Source organism: Saliterribacillus persicus (assembly GCF_003337485.1).
Classification (GTDB): domain Bacteria; phylum Bacillota; class Bacilli; order Bacillales; family Amphibacillaceae; genus Saliterribacillus; species Saliterribacillus persicus.
In genome coordinates, this window is the sequence record NZ_QPJJ01000004.1 from 1 (window position 1) to 15,917 (window position 15,917).

The window sequence follows — 15,917 nt, forward strand, 5'->3', positions numbered from 1 at the left end:
CTCTCCATAATATGTGAGCTCGATTGCTCTAAACTTAACTAGCTTAATTTCTTACTTGACATACTGGTTGTTCTGTTCAGTTTTCAAAGATCAATTCGTAAATGGTGGGCCTGAGTGGACTCGAACCACCGACCTCACGCTTATCAGGCGTGCGCTCTAACCAGCTGAGCTACAGGCCCATTTATAAATGGAGCGGGTGAAGGGAATCGAACCCTCATCATCAGCTTGGAAGGCTGAGGTTTTACCACTAAACTACACCCGCATATAAAATTAAGATATTATTTAAATGGAATCCTTGGATTCGACTGGTCGGGAAGACAGGATTCGAACCTGCGACCCCTTGGTCCCAAACCAAGTGCTCTACCAAGCTGAGCTACTTCCCGGAAATGGCGCGCCCGAGAGGAGTCGAACCCCTAACCTCTTGATCCGTAGTCAAACGCTCTATCCAATTGAGCTACGGGCGCTTATGAAAAGCGACATCTATTAATATACCATGAATCACATTACGATGTCAATAGATTTCTTGGTGCGGTCGAGAGGACTTGAACCTCCACGGGATTACCTCCCACTAGGCCCTCAACCTAGCGCGTCTGCCATTCCGCCACGACCGCTAAATGGTGAGCCATGGAGGATTCGAACCTCCGACCCTCTGATTAAAAGTCAGATGCTCTACCAACTGAGCTAATGGCTCTAAACAGTTTACCTTCGTTACTATTCAACTAACATATGTGAACAAACGATCATATGATTTAAAATAGTAAATTCGTCTGCTTAGACGAATTTAGATAATGGATATTTAAAATGTTAAATGGCTGGGCTAGCTGGATTCGAACCAGCGCATGACGGTACCAAAAACCGTTGCCTTACCGCTTGGCTATAGCCCAAGAATATGGCGGTCCGGACGGGACTTGAACCCGCGACCTCCTGCGTGACAGGCAGGCATTCTAACCAACTGAACTACCGGACCTATGTAATTTGTGTGAATTATTGGTGACCCGTACGGGATTCGAACCCGTGATACCGCCGTGAAAGGGCGGTGTCTTAACCACTTGACCAACGGGCCATTTTAGACATAAAAAATGGCGGAGAAGGAGGGATTTGAACCCTCGCGCCGCTTACACGACCTACACCCTTAGCAGGGGCGCCTCTTCAGCCACTTGAGTACTTCTCCACTGGCTCCACAGGTAGGATTCGAACCTACGACCGATCGGTTAACAGCCGATAGCTCTACCACTGAGCTACTGTGGAACAATATAAATTCAATATTGACGACGTTAAAAATATTACATGATTCTAACTCGAATGTCAACAGTAAAACGCTACTTTTTTTGAGCTTTCCCATTATCTAAAAATGTAAAAGCTTGTCCTTTTAAGTCTCTCTCTTAGTGACAAAATTCACGCTAGTTTTATTAGCGCCAATTTAATTTAACACAGGTAGAACATAGTCGTCAATGATAAACTTTTATTTTTTTAATAAAATCGTTTCTCTTTATCTAAATTACGAAATTCTGTTTATAGAAGAAAGCCGCGATAACTAACCCAGAACAATAACAACGAGACAATGAGTAGTAAATAACCTATTACGCTTTGCTTCCTTTTTTTAATGGCAGTTACTCCAACAACCAACACGAAACTACCAAAGAGTAACATCAATACAGGCATCAGACTAAAATCTTGCGATAATAACATATAGCCAGCTAAAACAATGACAAAGCTTGAAAGAAAAACTCTTATAATCTTCATAATTCACTCCACCTTTTCTACCTTTGCTTACTTTATGTTTCTTTTATTAAAGCAAGAGGCTTCATACACTTACCACATCGGTATTTACTGACATTGATCCTTCTTCTTCTTTTATATTGATGACCACACTTTTTACATTGATAAAGATATTTAAAGTCATCTTTCATCGACGGGAGAGCCTGACAATGTCTAGGTGAGTTGGTTTTTATTAATAATTGTCTAAAGTCTCTGTCTCGATGCATGAATCCTTTTCCTTCTATATGTAAGTGATAATGGCAGAGTTCATGTTTGATAATGCCAACAAACTCTTCATGATTTGTTTCCACTAAATACTTTGGGTTTAATTCAATCAACCTTTTGCTCGGAATATATCTACCCCCAGTCGTTCTTAACCTTTTGTTAAAGATAACCTTATCTTCGAATGCTTTATCAAAGAATTGTCTAGAAAGCTTATCTACTAATTGATGAAGCTCTTTATCATTCACTCTTTTCACCTCTATTGCCAAATTGCTATATGGAAAGGTTAGAGAGCAACTCCTCTGGCATTAATCAGAATGAGTTGCTCTCACCTATTATTCTTTAACCATGGTTAAAGCGATACGTTGTTTTGTTTTATCTACATTTTCTACCCATACTGTTATGACATCTCCAACTGAAGCAATATCCATTGGGTGCTTCACAAAGCTGTTGGACATTTTTGAAATATGAACAAGGCCATCTTGTTTAACCCCAATATCGACAAACACACCGAAGTCAACTACATTTCTTACCGTTCCTTGAAGCTCCATTCCCGATTCTAAATCTTCCATTGATAGAACAGACTTCTTTAATAAAGGTTTCGGTAAGTCATCACGCGGATCACGTCCTGGACTAACAAGTGCTTTTAAGATGTCCGTTAGTGTGTGGGACCCAATTTCTAACTTCTCAGCCATCACATTTTTATCAAGACTAGATAGCGCATCCGCTAATTCGTCCGATCCAATATCTGAGCGCTTAAAGCCTAATTCTTTTAAAAGCTTCTTTGTGGCTACATAACTTTCTGGGTGAATTGGCGTACGATCTAATGGTTCATCGCCTTCTATCACTCGAAGGAAGCCAATACTTTGCTCATATGTTTTATTCCCTAATCGAGGTATTTTCTTTAACTCTTTTCTGTTTTGGAATTTCCCCAATTCATTTCGATATTTAATAATATTGTTTGCCACGGTTTTATTGAGTCCTGAAACATATTGTAACAAGGAGGATGATGCAGTATTTACATTCACTCCTACTTGGTTTACGGCAGTTTCTACAACAAATGTAAGTGATTCATTTAAACGCTTTTGACTTACATCATGTTGATACTGTCCTACACCAATTGCTTTTGGATCAATTTTAACCAATTCAGCTAACGGATCCTGCACGCGACGTGCGATAGATACAGCACTTCTTTCTTCAACTTGAAGATCAGGAAATTCTTCACGAGCAAGCTTAGATGCTGAGTAAACACTTGCTCCTGCCTCATTAACAATCATATATGATACAGATAATTCATGCTTTTCGATTGTATCAGCTATAAATTGCTCCGTTTCTCTAGAAGCCGTCCCATTTCCAATAGCAATTAACTCAACTGGGAAATCAGATAAAAACTGCACTACTTTTTTAGCCGCTCCCGCGATATCGTTTCTTGGTGCGGTTGGATAAATGACATCAATAGCTTGTACTTTACCTGTGTCATCTACAACAGATAATTTACACCCCGTTCGAAAAGCAGGATCTACACTTAATACCCATTTACCTTTTAGTGGTGGTTGTAATAGTAGATTTTTTAGGTTCTTCGAGAAGATATCTATCGCTTGTTCTTCTGCCATTTCTGTTAATTGATTTCTTATTTCACGTTCGATGGATGGTTGAATTAGTCGCTTATAGCTATCTTCAATTACATTTGCATAAAAGTTTCTTAATTCTATCGAAACAGAATTTGGTACCACTTTCTTTTCTAAATAATGCAAAACTTGATCGGTTGGCGGTTCAATATTCACTTTAAGTATTTTTTCTTTTTCTCCACGATTTAACGCAAGCACACGGTGAGCAACAATTTGTCTAATTGGCTCGTGGTAATCATAGTACATCTCAAAAACAGATTTTTCATCTTTTTCTTGTTCTTTCGCTTTAGCAGTAGCTTGAATGGACCCTTTTTGAAAGGTTCGATTACGAATTTCTTCACGATAATCAGGATCGTCCGATATCCATTCCGCCAAAATATCTTGAACTCCCGTAATTACCTCTTCCACTGTATGTAATTCATGCTCATCTGATAAGTATTTTGCCGCTTCTTCTTCTAAGTTTCCCACTTTAAATTGCCATACTAAAATGGCTAACGGCTCGAGTCCTTTTTCCTTTGCAACGGTAGCACGCGTTCTGCGTTTTTGCTTATACGGTCGATAAAGATCTTCTACCTTTTGTAATTTCGTAGCTTTATTAATTTCAAGTTTTAATTCGTCAGTTAGTTTGCCTTGTTCCTCAATTAAACGAATTACTTCTTCTTTTCTATCTGCGAGGGCATTTGCATATTCCCACTTATCTTGAATATCCTTTATCTGCACTTCATCTAAAGCACCTGTTTGTTCTTTTCGATATCTCGCAATAAAAGGTACTGTATTACCTTCTTCAATTAAGGCAATTACCTGATTAACGGATGCCTCTTTTATTTTCGTTTCCTTAGCAACCCAACTAATAACGTTTGCTTTGTTTTTTTCCACAAAAAGTTCCTCCTTCAGTAACACCTGCTTATTATTCTACCAAAACTCTTTAACGAAAGAAAACTCCTACCGTAAAAGGAAGGAGTTTACCCAGTGTATTTCATAACAACTAATGTTATATCATCATCGTCTATACTTTTTTCAAGTAAAGAAGCGAATGTATCTGTAATGACATTCACATCAGAATTCATAAAGTATTTATTCGATAAAGTCTTGGCTGACACACCATCTGAGAACATAATAAACATTAGATCCTTTGATAATGGCTCTTTCAAAACTTTAATGTTTCGACTAAATCCTCCCAGATAACCTGAAAGGGGGATATTTCGCTTTTTTATGAAAGAAGAGGAAACCGTCATAAGTCCGATATTTCCAATGGAAGAAAAGCTATACTGCTGGGTTTCAAAGTTTATCTTCAAAACACCGAGGACAACTCCCCTTTTTCCAGTTAACTCTCTATTACATTGCTTCATAAGGTTTTCGACTGGTTCATCTTTTCTACTTTCAATAATATCAATGACGATTTGCGAGGATTCATTTGCAAACTCGCCACTTCCTAAACCATCTGCTATCGCACAGATGAATTCATTCTCATTCTCTTCATAAAAATAACTGTCACCACAATAGTAGTTTCCTTTTTTAGCTTGTTGATAAACAGATACTTCTACGCGCTGCTTAGTAACCATTACCGAAGAGCCTCCATATTTTCACCCTGCAATGCTTCTCTTAATTTCCTTATTGCTCGGCGCTGAATACGTGAAACATGCATTTGAGAGATTCCTAACAAATCACCTGTTTCTTTTTGACTACGATTCTCAAAATACGTACACTGCAATATTTCTTGTTCGCGATCATTTAAAATCGGCAGGATTTTTTCTAATAATAATTGACGGTCAATATTATCAAAACCGCCATCCTCGTTACCGATAAGATCCAGGATAGAAACTTCACTTCCATCTGAATCTGCTTCAATTTTTCGATCAACAGACAGAGCGTTGTAGCTTTGGCCCATTTCCATTGTTTCTAACACGTCTTCCTCTGAAACCTCTAAATAATTCGCAATATCTTGAATCGAAGGTGATCGTTGATCCATTGTTGTGAGTTCTTCTGTTGCTCGTTTTATTTTAGGACCCAATTCTTTTATTCTTCTTGGCACATGAACACTCCATGTTTTATCCCTAATAAATCGTTTAATTTCTCCAATAATTGTAGGTATTGCAAATGATTCAAAAGATTTACCGATGTCTGGATCATATCGTCTAATAGCTGCTAACAAGCCAAGCATCCCTACTTGAACAAGATCTTCGTAAATCATGCTGTTTTTTGCGTATTTTCTGGCCAATGATTTTACAAGATCTTGATACGTAAGAACGATCTTTTCTTGGATCGCTTCATCTTGAGGATTTTCTTGAAGGATCTTTATCCATTGGTAAACCTCATCCCCACGATTATTGTGTGGTTGAGATTTGGTCGCCATCTAAATCCACCTCATTTTCATGGAGGTATTTGGTCATCAACACGATTACACCATATTCGCTTTTAATTTCAACTTTATCCATTAAAGCTTCAATTAAAAATAAACCAAATCCACCCTCACGTAAATCCTCAACTGACTGGTTCTCTTTATAAGGACCAAGGCCGTCTTTTACTTGATTTAAATCAAAGCTTTCTCCGCGGTCAGCTACCATCACTTCTAAACGATCCTGATAAAGACCATAACCGATGGTCACCTCCCCGTCTTTTCCATCATAAGCATGCGTGGTTGCATTAGACATAGCCTCCGAAATAGCTACTTTCAAATCTTCTATTTCTTCATAACTAAAGCCCATTCTATTAGCAATACCAGATGTACTTAAACGCACTACACCTACATATTCTGCTTTTGCCGGTACTCTTATTTCGATAAAGTCGAAGGGTTCCATTTTATTAATTCCCACCTTGTACAGTCGAGTCGATCAGTATAATACTATCTAACCCCGTTATTTCAAACAATCTTTTTACTCTATCTTGTAAAGAAACAAGCTTTAAATCACTGTTATGTTCTTTTGTTGCTTTTAAAATACTAATAAAAACACCGAGTCCCGTACTGTCCATATAATTGACTCGGTTTAAATCTACCGTTATAGACGCATTGTCTTTTTCCGCAAGTGGCATTAGGGCATCTTTTAGCTTTGGAGCGGTGTATGCATCAATTTCCCCTGCCAAAAACACTTCATAAGTAAGATCTTTCTCTTCTTCTATCTTAATATCTAAATTCATAATCACATACGACCTCCAAAAATAGTTTGTCCTATTTCTTTACCCAATTTCACACTAATTAAACATTCTTTTTTAAAAAGATTAATGTGAAATCATCCCGAAGATGGAAATCTTGTAATTTTTCGAAGTACTTGTAGACACTCTCTACCGCTTCTTGAGCAGGTAAATGAATATACTCTTTTATCACTTCTAGGATTTCTTCTCGTTCGATAAAACGATCCCCTATTCGACACTCTGTAACACCATCGGTTAAGAGAATGACAATATCATCTTTTTCCATTTGAATTTCATATTGTTCATAGCTGGCATTATTCATCACACCTAAAACTAATCCATTTCCCTCTATATCAAAAAATTCATCCTTCGAAGCATTATAATAAAAACCAGGTTCATGCCCCGCGGACGAAAATTGTAAAAGATTCGTATTCAAATTAAAAAGACCATAGTACATCGTAATAAACATACTAGAGTCCACATTGCGTTCTACGACGCGGTTTAAATTTTCCAAAACGGTCTTTGGATTACGTTGCGTCTCACGGAAGCTATCCATAGAATATTTAATCATAGACATAGCTAAAGCCGCAGGTATCCCTTTACCGATTACATCAGCAATTGCAATACCCAAATAACCTGCATCGTCGTTTACAAAATGATAGTAGTCCCCATTCATTTGATTTGCAGGCACACTAATCGCCCCAATATCGATGCCTTTGACATTGGGTTTTGTAGTAGATAATAGAGATTGTTGCATACTCGCAGCAACAGATATTTCAGACTGTAATTCTACCTGTTTTTCGCGCAATGATTGAAACTCCTGATAAGCAAGTCCATACGAAATCATTGTTTCCATCAAAAAGTCTAAAGATGCATCAATTTCTGCCGGTAAATCCGGATATAATTCCTTTAACGCCTGAATATGAACATCTATAATTTCCTCTGGAGAGATCTTTTGCTGCATAGACATTTTACTAAATTGTTCTGCTTGGTATAAAGATGTTTCATCTTCCGATACGATGTATTGTTTTAATAATTCTTGGTAACTTTTAACATCTAGCTTTAAGGGCTTCATCGGTTTACCCCCCTTCTTTAAACTACCCCACCCTTACAAGTGGGGAATCTTACTACCTTACCCATTTGATTGTTGTAATCACAGTGCCTTCCCCTTGCACTGAATCAATATCAAAGTCATCCATTAGTCGTTTAACACCTGGTAAGCCTGCGCCTAGCCCACCGGAAGTTGAAAATCCATCTTCCATGACTTGACTAATATCCAATATTCCTGGACCCTCATCAGCAGCGACTATTTTCAAACCTTTTTTATTTATATCTTCTACAATCTCAAAGCTTACCCTGCCGGTGCCGGCGTACAAGTATATATTACGTGCTAATTCTGATATAGCAGTCGCAATTCTCGCCTGATCCACCGTTCCAAAGCCTAATTCTTTTGCTCGATTTCTTCCTAGTTGTCTAGCCCCAACGATATCCCATTCTTTTTTAATATGTACACCGGATTGGAAGTTCATAATCACTCCTCCAATTCCTGGCGAAGTTTAATTAAGCCTTGTTCTAAATCAAGTGCTGTTGGTACATCTTGCATATGAATTCCTAAATCAATCAGTGTCATAGCAACTGCAGGTTGAATGCCTGTCAACACTACTTTTGCTCCCATTAAATCTGACATTGTAATAACGTCACCTAGCACTTTAGCAATAAATGAATCAATGATATCTACAGAAGTTAAATCTATCACAACACCGGTAGCTCCGCTCTTATGTATTTTACTCAATAGATCTTCTTGAAATTGAATTGCTGTTTGGTCGTCTAAGTCAATTTGAATGGATACCAACAAATAGTTGTGTAGCTTGAGTATTGGTATTCTCAAATCTCAGCACCCCCTTATTTTAATGAGTCTAATAGTTTCTCTAAATCTGGGTTTGCATCCTGATTTAAATTCACTACATCTCGGTTTGTTAAAGCTAGTGCTTTATTAAAACCTTTCCTTAAAGAGCTTTTCGTTGGGAATTTACTTAAATCAATCCCTAAGTTAACAATTGTTTGTGCAATTTCCGGACGAATACCAACGAGAATACACGTGGAACCTATTAATCTTACTGCTTCAGCAGCTTGAATGATGTGATGTGCTACCATTGTATCGACCACAGGAACACCTGTAATATCAATTAAAACAACTTCAGCATTATGCTTAATCACACCGTCAAGTAGGTTTTCCATGATCAATTTTGCTCGTTCTGTATCTATCGTTCCGATTAACGGCATAATTGTTATATTATCCATTACTGGAATAAGTGGAGCAGATAGCTCTTGTAAGGCTACACGTTGTAAAGAAACGATGTGCTCCCAGCTACCTGAATATTCATTAACTAATTCCTTTATAATTGGCTCTACCCAATTGTCAACAACGGTAAGGATTTTAGAAAATTGTTCCGTGTCAACCTGATCGGATTGATTAAGAATAAAGTCGATTGTAACTCTTCGGAAGGTTTGGAGACCATCTGTTAAATAACTTAAAGGCCATCCTAAATTAATTAACCGCTCTGAGAACGTTTCTAGCTCTTCTGTTGAGCCGTGTCGATTAATACTAGAAAAAATCACATTGACAAATTCTCTATTTGTAGATTGGAACAACTCTTCAGAGATATTTGCTGTATAACCATTTCCTCTTCTCTCAGATACCTGATCTAACCAGTTTCTTGATATTTCATCGCTGTTTTCAATTACTATTTTAAGTAATGCCTCTGGCATCCCGGTCCCTCCATTTTTAGACAAATATTTATACATACTAATGTACACGATAATTTAAAAAAATACGAATTTATCTACCATTGTACCAAATCTTACAGCAATTGGCACGAGATTTGCTACAAACTTTGTCACAGAGCAAAGTTATAACACTTTTTTATTTAACAGAGTTCTATTTATAACCTCTGAAAAAGAAAGAAAACCTTCCATTAAAATGAGGATATAATGAGTTTTTTAGCGTTCTCGTAGAATAAAATATGAAGAAGGCTTAGAGGGTTGACTCTTTATACAAAATAAAAGCACCTTTACCTCCATACGGCAAGCGTGCTTTTGCATCTAACTATACACTTTAAAAATCTGAAACTAATCCAAGACTAATCTTTAAAGCATCATCGATTTTTTCCATCATATTACTATCTAACTGTGTGATCTTATCCGTTAAGCGTTGCTTATCTATTGTTCGAACTTGTTCTAATAAAATTACAGAATCTCTTTCAAAATCATATTGTTTCGCATCAATTTCCACATGAGTTGGCAATTTTGCTTTTTGAATTTGAGCCGTAATAGCCGCCACGATTACTGTCGGACTAAAACGATTGCCTATATCATTTTGAAGAACCAAAACTGGTCGAACGCCCCCCTGTTCTGATCCAACAACAGGAGAAAGATCGGCGAAATAAACGTCGCCTCTTTTTACAATCAACGCATTACACCCCACTCACTAAGCGTTCACGGGTGTGTTCGGCCTCCTCTTCCGCTTGAAAAGCTTCCGAAGCAATGTTCAAATTGATCTTTGCCATTTCCATATATCCTCGCTGCATTGATTCTCTGACATGACGCTTTTTCTTATCACGCAAATACGTTTTTGTTGCTTGATATATAAAATCGCTCAGATTGCTATCTTCACTTTTCATCAAGCCATCCACCTCATTCAGTAGGTTCTTTGGTAATCTTACGACAACTTCTTGTAAGCTTTCAGACAAAACCATACACCTCCACCAACGTTGACAAGCCCAATTTTTTAATCCACTTTTATCATACCATTAGGCAGGACCCTTTGCAAAGGGCATTTCGTGAATTATTCAAGAATTTTTTTGAAGTAAAATCCTTTTCACCCATTATTGTCCTACAACTCTAAACCCTTATACACACGCGGTACACGGTAGCTAAGCATGCATGCAATTTCATAGTTGATGGTATCTAGGTGTTCTGCTAATTCATCCATGGTGATTTCTTCGTTATATTGCTTCCCTATTAGTGTTACTTTTTCGCCTACTTTCATTTCTCTAGGTAGGCGAACCATCAATTGATCCATACAGATACGGCCAACAATTTCACACCTCTGTCCCTGCACAAGCACATCTGCCCCTTGCAAGGACCTTTTAATTCCATCTGCATAGCCTAAAGGGACAGTTCCGATCCATTCGTCCTCTTTTGCTTGATACGTAGCACCGTAGCTAATAAAAGAACCTGCTTCAACCTTTTTCACATGTACCAGCCTACTATAGAGAGATAATGCAGGCTTTAATTCAATTGGACGTTCTTCTAACACATCAGGTGAAGGATAAAGTCCATACATACTTATTCCGTACCTAACAAAGTCATACATGTCATCAGGAAACCGCATACTAGCAGCACTGTTTCCTGTATGAATGACAAAAGGTGTCTTGCGTTCATCCGAATATTGTTTCAATAATTGTTTAAATTTATTATTTTGCTCATTATAGTAGGCTAAATCCTTCTCATCCGCTGTAGCAAAGTGTGTAAATACTCCTTCTACTTGGAAGGTTTCTTCGTCAAGAAGTGCTAATAAGGCTTTTAATTCTTCTTCATCAGTTAAGCCGATCCTTCCCATACCAGTATCCCATTTTAGATGAACCTTTAAACGGTTGGATAATTGAATTTTTTTCACGGCTTCTATCCATTCTTTTTGAAAACAAGTGACCGTTATATCATAGTCAATAGCGATTTGGGCATGTTCTGGTCTGATCCACCCCATAACTAGAATCGGTTCACGTATACCTGCCTCGCGTAAACGGATCGCCTCATCCATTAACGCCACAGCAAGTCTGGTTGCTCCTGCATGGATAGCCGCCTTTGCTACTTGCACATCACCATGACCATATCCATTTGCTTTTACGACAGCATATATTCCTGTACGTTCGTTTAATCGCATCTTTAACTGTTTTATATTTTCTGCAATATGTTTTAAATTCACTTCAATCCATGAATCTCGATAAAAAGTTTCTACCATGATTATTTCTCCTCTTAAAAGCTATATTCTTTTTCATTATTCTCTTGTGCGTTTTACATGTCAAGAATTGTCTCAAAAAAGTAAAAAGCAGACCCTACTTTTTAGAGTCTGCCATTCATTATTTTATCGATTGTGCGGAAATAGAACCTGCAACCGAAATCATCTCTTCTTTTGTCAATTCTTCACTAGCTAAATAATAATTCACACCATTATAGCTCCATTTAAGAGAAGACTCCGTTTGTGCACCTGTTGTGAAGCCTAGATTTACCGGTTCACCGTTAGGCACTTCGGTCATGGCGCCACTAGTCTCCATCACGTCTATGGTTTCTTCAATGATGGTGAAATTCTTTTCGCCCTCATAAGAAAGCATCACTCGTTTTCCATGATCTGTTTCATGTTCATCCATCTCCACTAATTCAGCGCCCAGTTTTTCGGTAGGATAGAGAATAGAGAAATCCTGTTGAGTCTCCCCCTCCGCCATTGCCGGAATACCTAACAAGCTACTAGACATATTGTTATCCATAAGGAAGGTGTCTTTTGGTAAATCTGGATCTATCTCAAACTGCTGAAACTCTACTTCTACTAGTGCTTCATCATCTTTATCTAATACCTTCACAAGGATAGGAGTAAGTGATTTTTTATCAAAATATAGTTCTTGGTAAGGTAGATTGGTATTACTCTTATAGTTTGTCTTTGTTCTAAAAACATAATAGTTTTCCGTTGAAGTAAATGTCGCTTCACTGTCATCTACCACATCTTTAATCAACGATTGATACAAATAAGGTTGGCTATTATTCTCAGGCCAGTCACTTTGAAACTTAAAGCTTTTATTTAAGGCTGGAGTTAATACAAATACGCCATCTTCATTCTTTAATATAATTTGACTGCTTTCTTCGTCATTTTCATTTTTAAGTAAGACACGATATAAATCTTCTTTTTTATGCGCAATATTTACATGATAGACTTGATCATCTTGTCCCGTTTTTAGCGTCATTTTAGCTTCTGCTTGGTATGCCTGTAAATCTTGTGCTGTTTCCTCTAATTTACTTCTTACGTCCTCTTGTGATTTCTCCCCACATCCCATTAACACTATAGCAAATAACAAAACGGCAATTCCGATCTTATATTTTCTCATCACGACAACTCTCCTTTGTCTCGATGTAGCTATATAAAGCTACGCTTATTTGGACAAAGGGAACATAAAGAATCCGTCAGATAAATGTACAAAAAACCCGTGGAAGGCCTTCGATCACGTCACTCGCTAATAAATCGGTGGTTGTATGGCTATCTTCGATCAATAAGTCTGCTGCTTTACCATGAATAAAACAACTATTGTTAATCGCGTCGAAAATCGAGCCATGCTGCATTAAAAAGGTAAGCAAGATTCCTGATAATACATCCCCACTTCCACCTTTAGCAAGTCCTGCATTACCTGTCATACTTACTGTTTGCTCACCACATGGACTCGTTATAACCGTATATTTCCCCTTTAATACGAGATAGACCCCATATTCTGTTGCAAACTTTTTGGATAAGGCAAATGGTGATTTCTTCACGTCTTTAATCTCACAGTCCAAAAGCATTGCCATTTCTCCTGGGTGAGGAGTTAAAACTGTCTCACTTGTTCGCTCTTTTAATACACCAAGGAATTGTTTAAGGTGATATAAACCATCCGCATCGACAACGATTGGTGCTTTTTCATGTAAAACCTTGTAGCTTAGCGCTTCACTTTTGCTATTTCGTCCCATCCCCATACCAAGCGCTATCGCGTCATATCCGTTCATGTCGGGTAAGTCGCTTTCTACAAGAATACCTGCATCACTTTTTAAGGAAAAATAGGTTGCCTCTGTCACTTTGCTAGCTACGATAGGAATAATTTCTGGAATGGTTGCTACCGTTACTAAGCCTGCTCCAGCCTTTAAGCTAGCCCCTGCAGTAAGTGCCATCGACCCTGGCATCGTAAGTTGTCCACCTATAATGACCGCTTTACCCTGGGACCCTTTATGTGCAAAGGTATTTCGCTTAGGAAACGTGGCTTTTAAATCCTCCGCGTCCCACACACTGCTTTTAGGAAATGCTTCATAGGCTTTAACAGGAATACCAATTTCAACAACTTCCCACTCACCATAATAAGGGGCATAACTTTCTATAAAAACACTTTGTTTACACGCTTCTATAATATAGGTGCTGTTTGCTTCTATTGCGACGTCTAACTCAAAGCCTTCATCGGCAGGTAGTCCACTAGGAAGATCAACAGCAATGACAAACGCATTATGGTTGTTCACTACTTCGATCATACTCCTTACTGGTTCACGTATCGCACCTTTAACACCAATACCAAGAATCGCATCAACAAGCACATCTGCTTTTGGGATAAATTTTTCTAATTCAGAGGCCGTTTCAACTACTTGTACCTTTCCTCCATAATTTTCAAATAAATTCTTGTGATAGAGGGCTTCATTTGTAATTTTCTTATTTGGTACTAATTGAAAAAGCGCTACATCATAAGCTAAATTTAACAGTGTTCTTGCGATAACAAAGCCATCACCGCCATTATTCCCACCACCAACTAAAACAGCAACCTTATCCTCCTTTTTTAGGTTTTTTATCACTTCTTTTGTAATGGAGCGACCGGCATTCTCCATTAGCATTTCACCTGTGATCCCTCCACATTGGATCGCATATTGATCGATTTTGTACATTTCTTCCGCGGTTACGATGCGCATGATGTTCCCTCCTACCCGCATTAAACTATATGAATGCTTGTTATGATTTATGCAGACTAGCCTATTAGCTTTTTAGTTTTTTGCTTCTAAAATAACCTGTGCAATCGCGTAATGCTCTGCATGTGAGATGGAAATAAAGATCTTTTCTTCTTTTATCTTTTTACACCGAACAAAAGGTGCACCAGTGTCACTTTTTAAAACTTCAATATCTTTAAAACCTATTTTTCCTATACCTGTTCCGATTGCTTTTGAAAAAGCTTCTTTAGCCGCAAATCTTCCAGCTAGAAATTCAACCCTTCGCGCTTGGTGTTTAAAATTATGGAATAAAATTAGTTCTTCGCCCGAAAGAATCTTTCGAGCAAACCGATCTCCTTTTTCCAATAACGTCTTAATTCTACCTATTTCAACAATATCAATTCCGATTCCTTTTATCATTTGTTTTACCTCATTTATACGCTTTATATAATTGTAGTATAACTGATATAGCCGAATGATTTCTAACCGCAAGCAAATAATGGTAAGATTAAGCTAATATAAAGCATATACTTTATTAAATACAGAAAGCGATTCTTCGCATATAAGAAGGAGTATTTCATGTTTATACGTAACGAAAGTTTTCGAGACTTTATCCAATTTTATCCGTTGATTTCTATACTTGTCGCATTTCAACTCACCCTTTGGTTAATCGGATTTTTAATTCCGCCCCTAGGGGACATTATTTATAATGTAGGAGTAGGCCAAAATTATCTCATCAGTCAGGGAGAATATTGGCGACTAATAACGCCTATTTTCTTGCACTCTCCATACGGAATTGGTCATATTTTATTTAACTCGTTCGCTTTAGTTATATTCGGACCAGCACTTGAACAGATGCTTGGTAAAGGGAAGCTATTCTTTATTTTCATCTTTACCGGAGTGGTTGCAAATGTGTTCACCTATATCGTTGAACCGAGCCCCACTTACACTCACCTTGGTGCGTCTGGTGCTATCTATGGGATTATAGGTTTATATATCTTTATGGCTCTCTTTGAAAAGAAGCTTATTGACCCACAAAGTGCAAAATTAGTGATTATCATCTCTGTCATTGGGCTTATCATGACATTTATTCGTCCAGGGATCAATATTGCAGGTCATTTATTTGGGTTTATTGCAGGGTTCGCTTTGGGGCCAATCCTGTTGCGAAATGCACGAGCATTTAACCCTTGGCAAAATACACGTCGACGAAAGAGAAAAACGTATGATGGCGATATTGGTTTTGATCCAAACCGTTGGAACAAACGTCGTTATCGCTACAAGAAATATATTGGGCCAATTTTATGGAGCATCATCGCTCTTCTTGTATTACTTGGTTTAATTGGAAGTGTTTTGTAAGATGTAATTAGAAAGCTAGCTTTTACTTTTAAATTGATGAGTAGAAAAGAAAGGGGAGGGATT

General features: G+C 37.8%; 18 protein-coding genes and 11 tRNA genes. 1 reads left to right on the top strand and 28 read right to left on the bottom strand.

Translation table 11 applies throughout. The annotated features are described in order from the left end of the window. Positions 1-102: 102 nt before the first annotated feature. From DFR57_RS05380 to acpS, 28 genes are all read right to left on the bottom strand, one after another. Positions 103-179, bottom strand: a tRNA-Ile gene (locus DFR57_RS05380). 9 nt (positions 180-188) lie between these two features. Next, positions 189-262: transfer RNA gene (locus DFR57_RS05385), tRNA-Gly, on the bottom strand. Between the two features lie 44 nt (positions 263-306). Next, positions 307-383: transfer RNA gene (locus tag DFR57_RS05390), tRNA-Pro, on the bottom strand. Between the two features lie 4 nt (positions 384-387). Further along, positions 388-464 (bottom strand) — tRNA-Arg (locus tag DFR57_RS05395). Between the two features lie 60 nt (positions 465-524). Continuing rightward, positions 525-611, bottom strand: a tRNA-Leu gene (locus DFR57_RS05400). 4 nt (positions 612-615) lie between these two features. Next, positions 616-691: transfer RNA gene (locus tag DFR57_RS05405), tRNA-Lys, on the bottom strand. A 118-nt stretch (positions 692-809) separates the two neighbouring features. After that, positions 810-884, bottom strand: a tRNA-Gln gene (locus DFR57_RS05410). Between the two features lie 6 nt (positions 885-890). Further along, positions 891-967: transfer RNA gene (locus tag DFR57_RS05415), tRNA-Asp, on the bottom strand. 21 nt (positions 968-988) lie between these two features. Continuing rightward, a tRNA-Glu gene (locus tag DFR57_RS05420) sits at positions 989-1,063 on the bottom strand. Positions 1,064-1,080: 17 nt separating this feature from the next. After that, a tRNA-Ser gene (locus tag DFR57_RS05425) sits at positions 1,081-1,171 on the bottom strand. 2 nt (positions 1,172-1,173) lie between these two features. Next, positions 1,174-1,248, bottom strand: a tRNA-Asn gene (locus DFR57_RS05430). 264 nt (positions 1,249-1,512) lie between these two features. Next, positions 1,513-1,743, bottom strand: coding sequence for a hypothetical protein (locus tag DFR57_RS05435; protein ID WP_114352131.1), 231 nt, complete (start codon positions 1,741-1,743; stop codon positions 1,513-1,515). Between the two features lie 32 nt (positions 1,744-1,775). Beyond that, positions 1,776-2,237 (bottom strand): SprT family protein, encoded by a 462-nt coding sequence (locus DFR57_RS05440; protein WP_114352370.1) that lies wholly within the window; start codon positions 2,235-2,237, stop codon positions 1,776-1,778. Positions 2,238-2,315: 78 nt separating this feature from the next. Continuing rightward, a complete protein-coding gene (locus DFR57_RS05445; RefSeq protein ID WP_114352132.1) occupies positions 2,316-4,484 on the bottom strand; it encodes a Tex family protein in 2,169 nt (722 codons plus the stop codon). 86 nt (positions 4,485-4,570) lie between these two features. Further along, positions 4,571-5,170 carry a PP2C family serine/threonine-protein phosphatase gene (locus DFR57_RS05450; protein ID WP_114352133.1) on the bottom strand — a complete coding sequence of 200 codons (600 nt, stop codon included), beginning with the start codon at positions 5,168-5,170 and terminating at the stop codon, positions 4,571-4,573. Then, on the bottom strand, positions 5,170-5,961 hold the full coding sequence (gene sigB / locus DFR57_RS05455) for an RNA polymerase sigma factor SigB (RefSeq protein WP_114352134.1): 792 nt from the start codon (positions 5,959-5,961) through the stop codon (positions 5,170-5,172). Before sigB ends, DFR57_RS05450 begins: the two co-directional genes overlap by 1 nt. Then, positions 5,933-6,406 carry an anti-sigma B factor RsbW gene (gene rsbW, locus DFR57_RS05460; protein ID WP_114352135.1) on the bottom strand — a complete coding sequence of 158 codons (474 nt, stop codon included), beginning with the start codon at positions 6,404-6,406 and terminating at the stop codon, positions 5,933-5,935. Before rsbW ends, sigB begins: the two co-directional genes overlap by 29 nt. 4 nt (positions 6,407-6,410) lie before the next feature. Then, complete coding sequence (locus tag DFR57_RS05465; protein WP_114352371.1) at positions 6,411-6,743, bottom strand: anti-sigma factor antagonist; 333 nt, start codon at positions 6,741-6,743, stop codon at positions 6,411-6,413. A gap of 58 nt (positions 6,744-6,801) precedes the next feature. After that, positions 6,802-7,812, bottom strand: a complete 1,011-nt coding sequence (locus DFR57_RS05470) for a PP2C family protein-serine/threonine phosphatase (RefSeq protein WP_114352136.1) — start codon at positions 7,810-7,812, stop codon at positions 6,802-6,804. A gap of 52 nt (positions 7,813-7,864) precedes the next feature. Beyond that, on the bottom strand, positions 7,865-8,266 hold the full coding sequence (locus DFR57_RS05475; RefSeq protein WP_114352137.1) for an anti-sigma regulatory factor: 402 nt from the start codon (positions 8,264-8,266) through the stop codon (positions 7,865-7,867). A 2-nt stretch (positions 8,267-8,268) separates the two neighbouring features. Beyond that, positions 8,269-8,625, bottom strand: a complete 357-nt coding sequence (locus DFR57_RS05480; RefSeq protein ID WP_114352138.1) for an STAS domain-containing protein — start codon at positions 8,623-8,625, stop codon at positions 8,269-8,271. Positions 8,626-8,639: 14 nt separating this feature from the next. Continuing rightward, complete coding sequence (locus DFR57_RS05485) at positions 8,640-9,506, bottom strand: RsbT co-antagonist protein RsbRA (RefSeq protein ID WP_114352139.1); 867 nt, start codon at positions 9,504-9,506, stop codon at positions 8,640-8,642. A 346-nt stretch (positions 9,507-9,852) separates the two neighbouring features. Continuing rightward, complete coding sequence (locus DFR57_RS05490) at positions 9,853-10,206, bottom strand: type II toxin-antitoxin system PemK/MazF family toxin (protein WP_114352372.1); 354 nt, start codon at positions 10,204-10,206, stop codon at positions 9,853-9,855. A gap of 4 nt (positions 10,207-10,210) precedes the next feature. Then, entirely contained in the window at positions 10,211-10,492 is a 282-nt protein-coding gene (locus DFR57_RS05495) for a CopG family ribbon-helix-helix protein (RefSeq protein WP_114352140.1), read from the bottom strand. A gap of 137 nt (positions 10,493-10,629) precedes the next feature. After that, positions 10,630-11,757 carry an alanine racemase gene (alr, locus tag DFR57_RS05500; RefSeq protein WP_114352141.1) on the bottom strand — a complete coding sequence of 376 codons (1,128 nt, stop codon included), beginning with the start codon at positions 11,755-11,757 and terminating at the stop codon, positions 10,630-10,632. Between the two features lie 118 nt (positions 11,758-11,875). Then, complete coding sequence (locus DFR57_RS05505) at positions 11,876-12,892, bottom strand: LolA family protein (RefSeq protein ID WP_114352142.1); 1,017 nt, start codon at positions 12,890-12,892, stop codon at positions 11,876-11,878. Positions 12,893-12,968: 76 nt separating this feature from the next. Beyond that, the gene (locus DFR57_RS05510) at positions 12,969-14,483 is read right to left on the bottom strand and encodes an NAD(P)H-hydrate dehydratase (RefSeq protein WP_114352143.1); all 1,515 of its coding nucleotides are present in this window, start codon (positions 14,481-14,483) and stop codon (positions 12,969-12,971) included. A 72-nt stretch (positions 14,484-14,555) separates the two neighbouring features. Continuing rightward, on the bottom strand, positions 14,556-14,918 hold the full coding sequence (gene acpS / locus DFR57_RS05515) for a holo-ACP synthase (RefSeq protein WP_114352144.1): 363 nt from the start codon (positions 14,916-14,918) through the stop codon (positions 14,556-14,558). A 159-nt stretch (positions 14,919-15,077) separates the two neighbouring features. On the opposite strand from acpS, the gene DFR57_RS05520 reads away from it, so the two are divergent. After that, the gene (locus tag DFR57_RS05520; protein WP_114352145.1) at positions 15,078-15,854 is read left to right on the top strand and encodes a rhomboid family intramembrane serine protease; all 777 of its coding nucleotides are present in this window, start codon (positions 15,078-15,080) and stop codon (positions 15,852-15,854) included. Positions 15,855-15,917 lie beyond the last annotated feature (63 nt).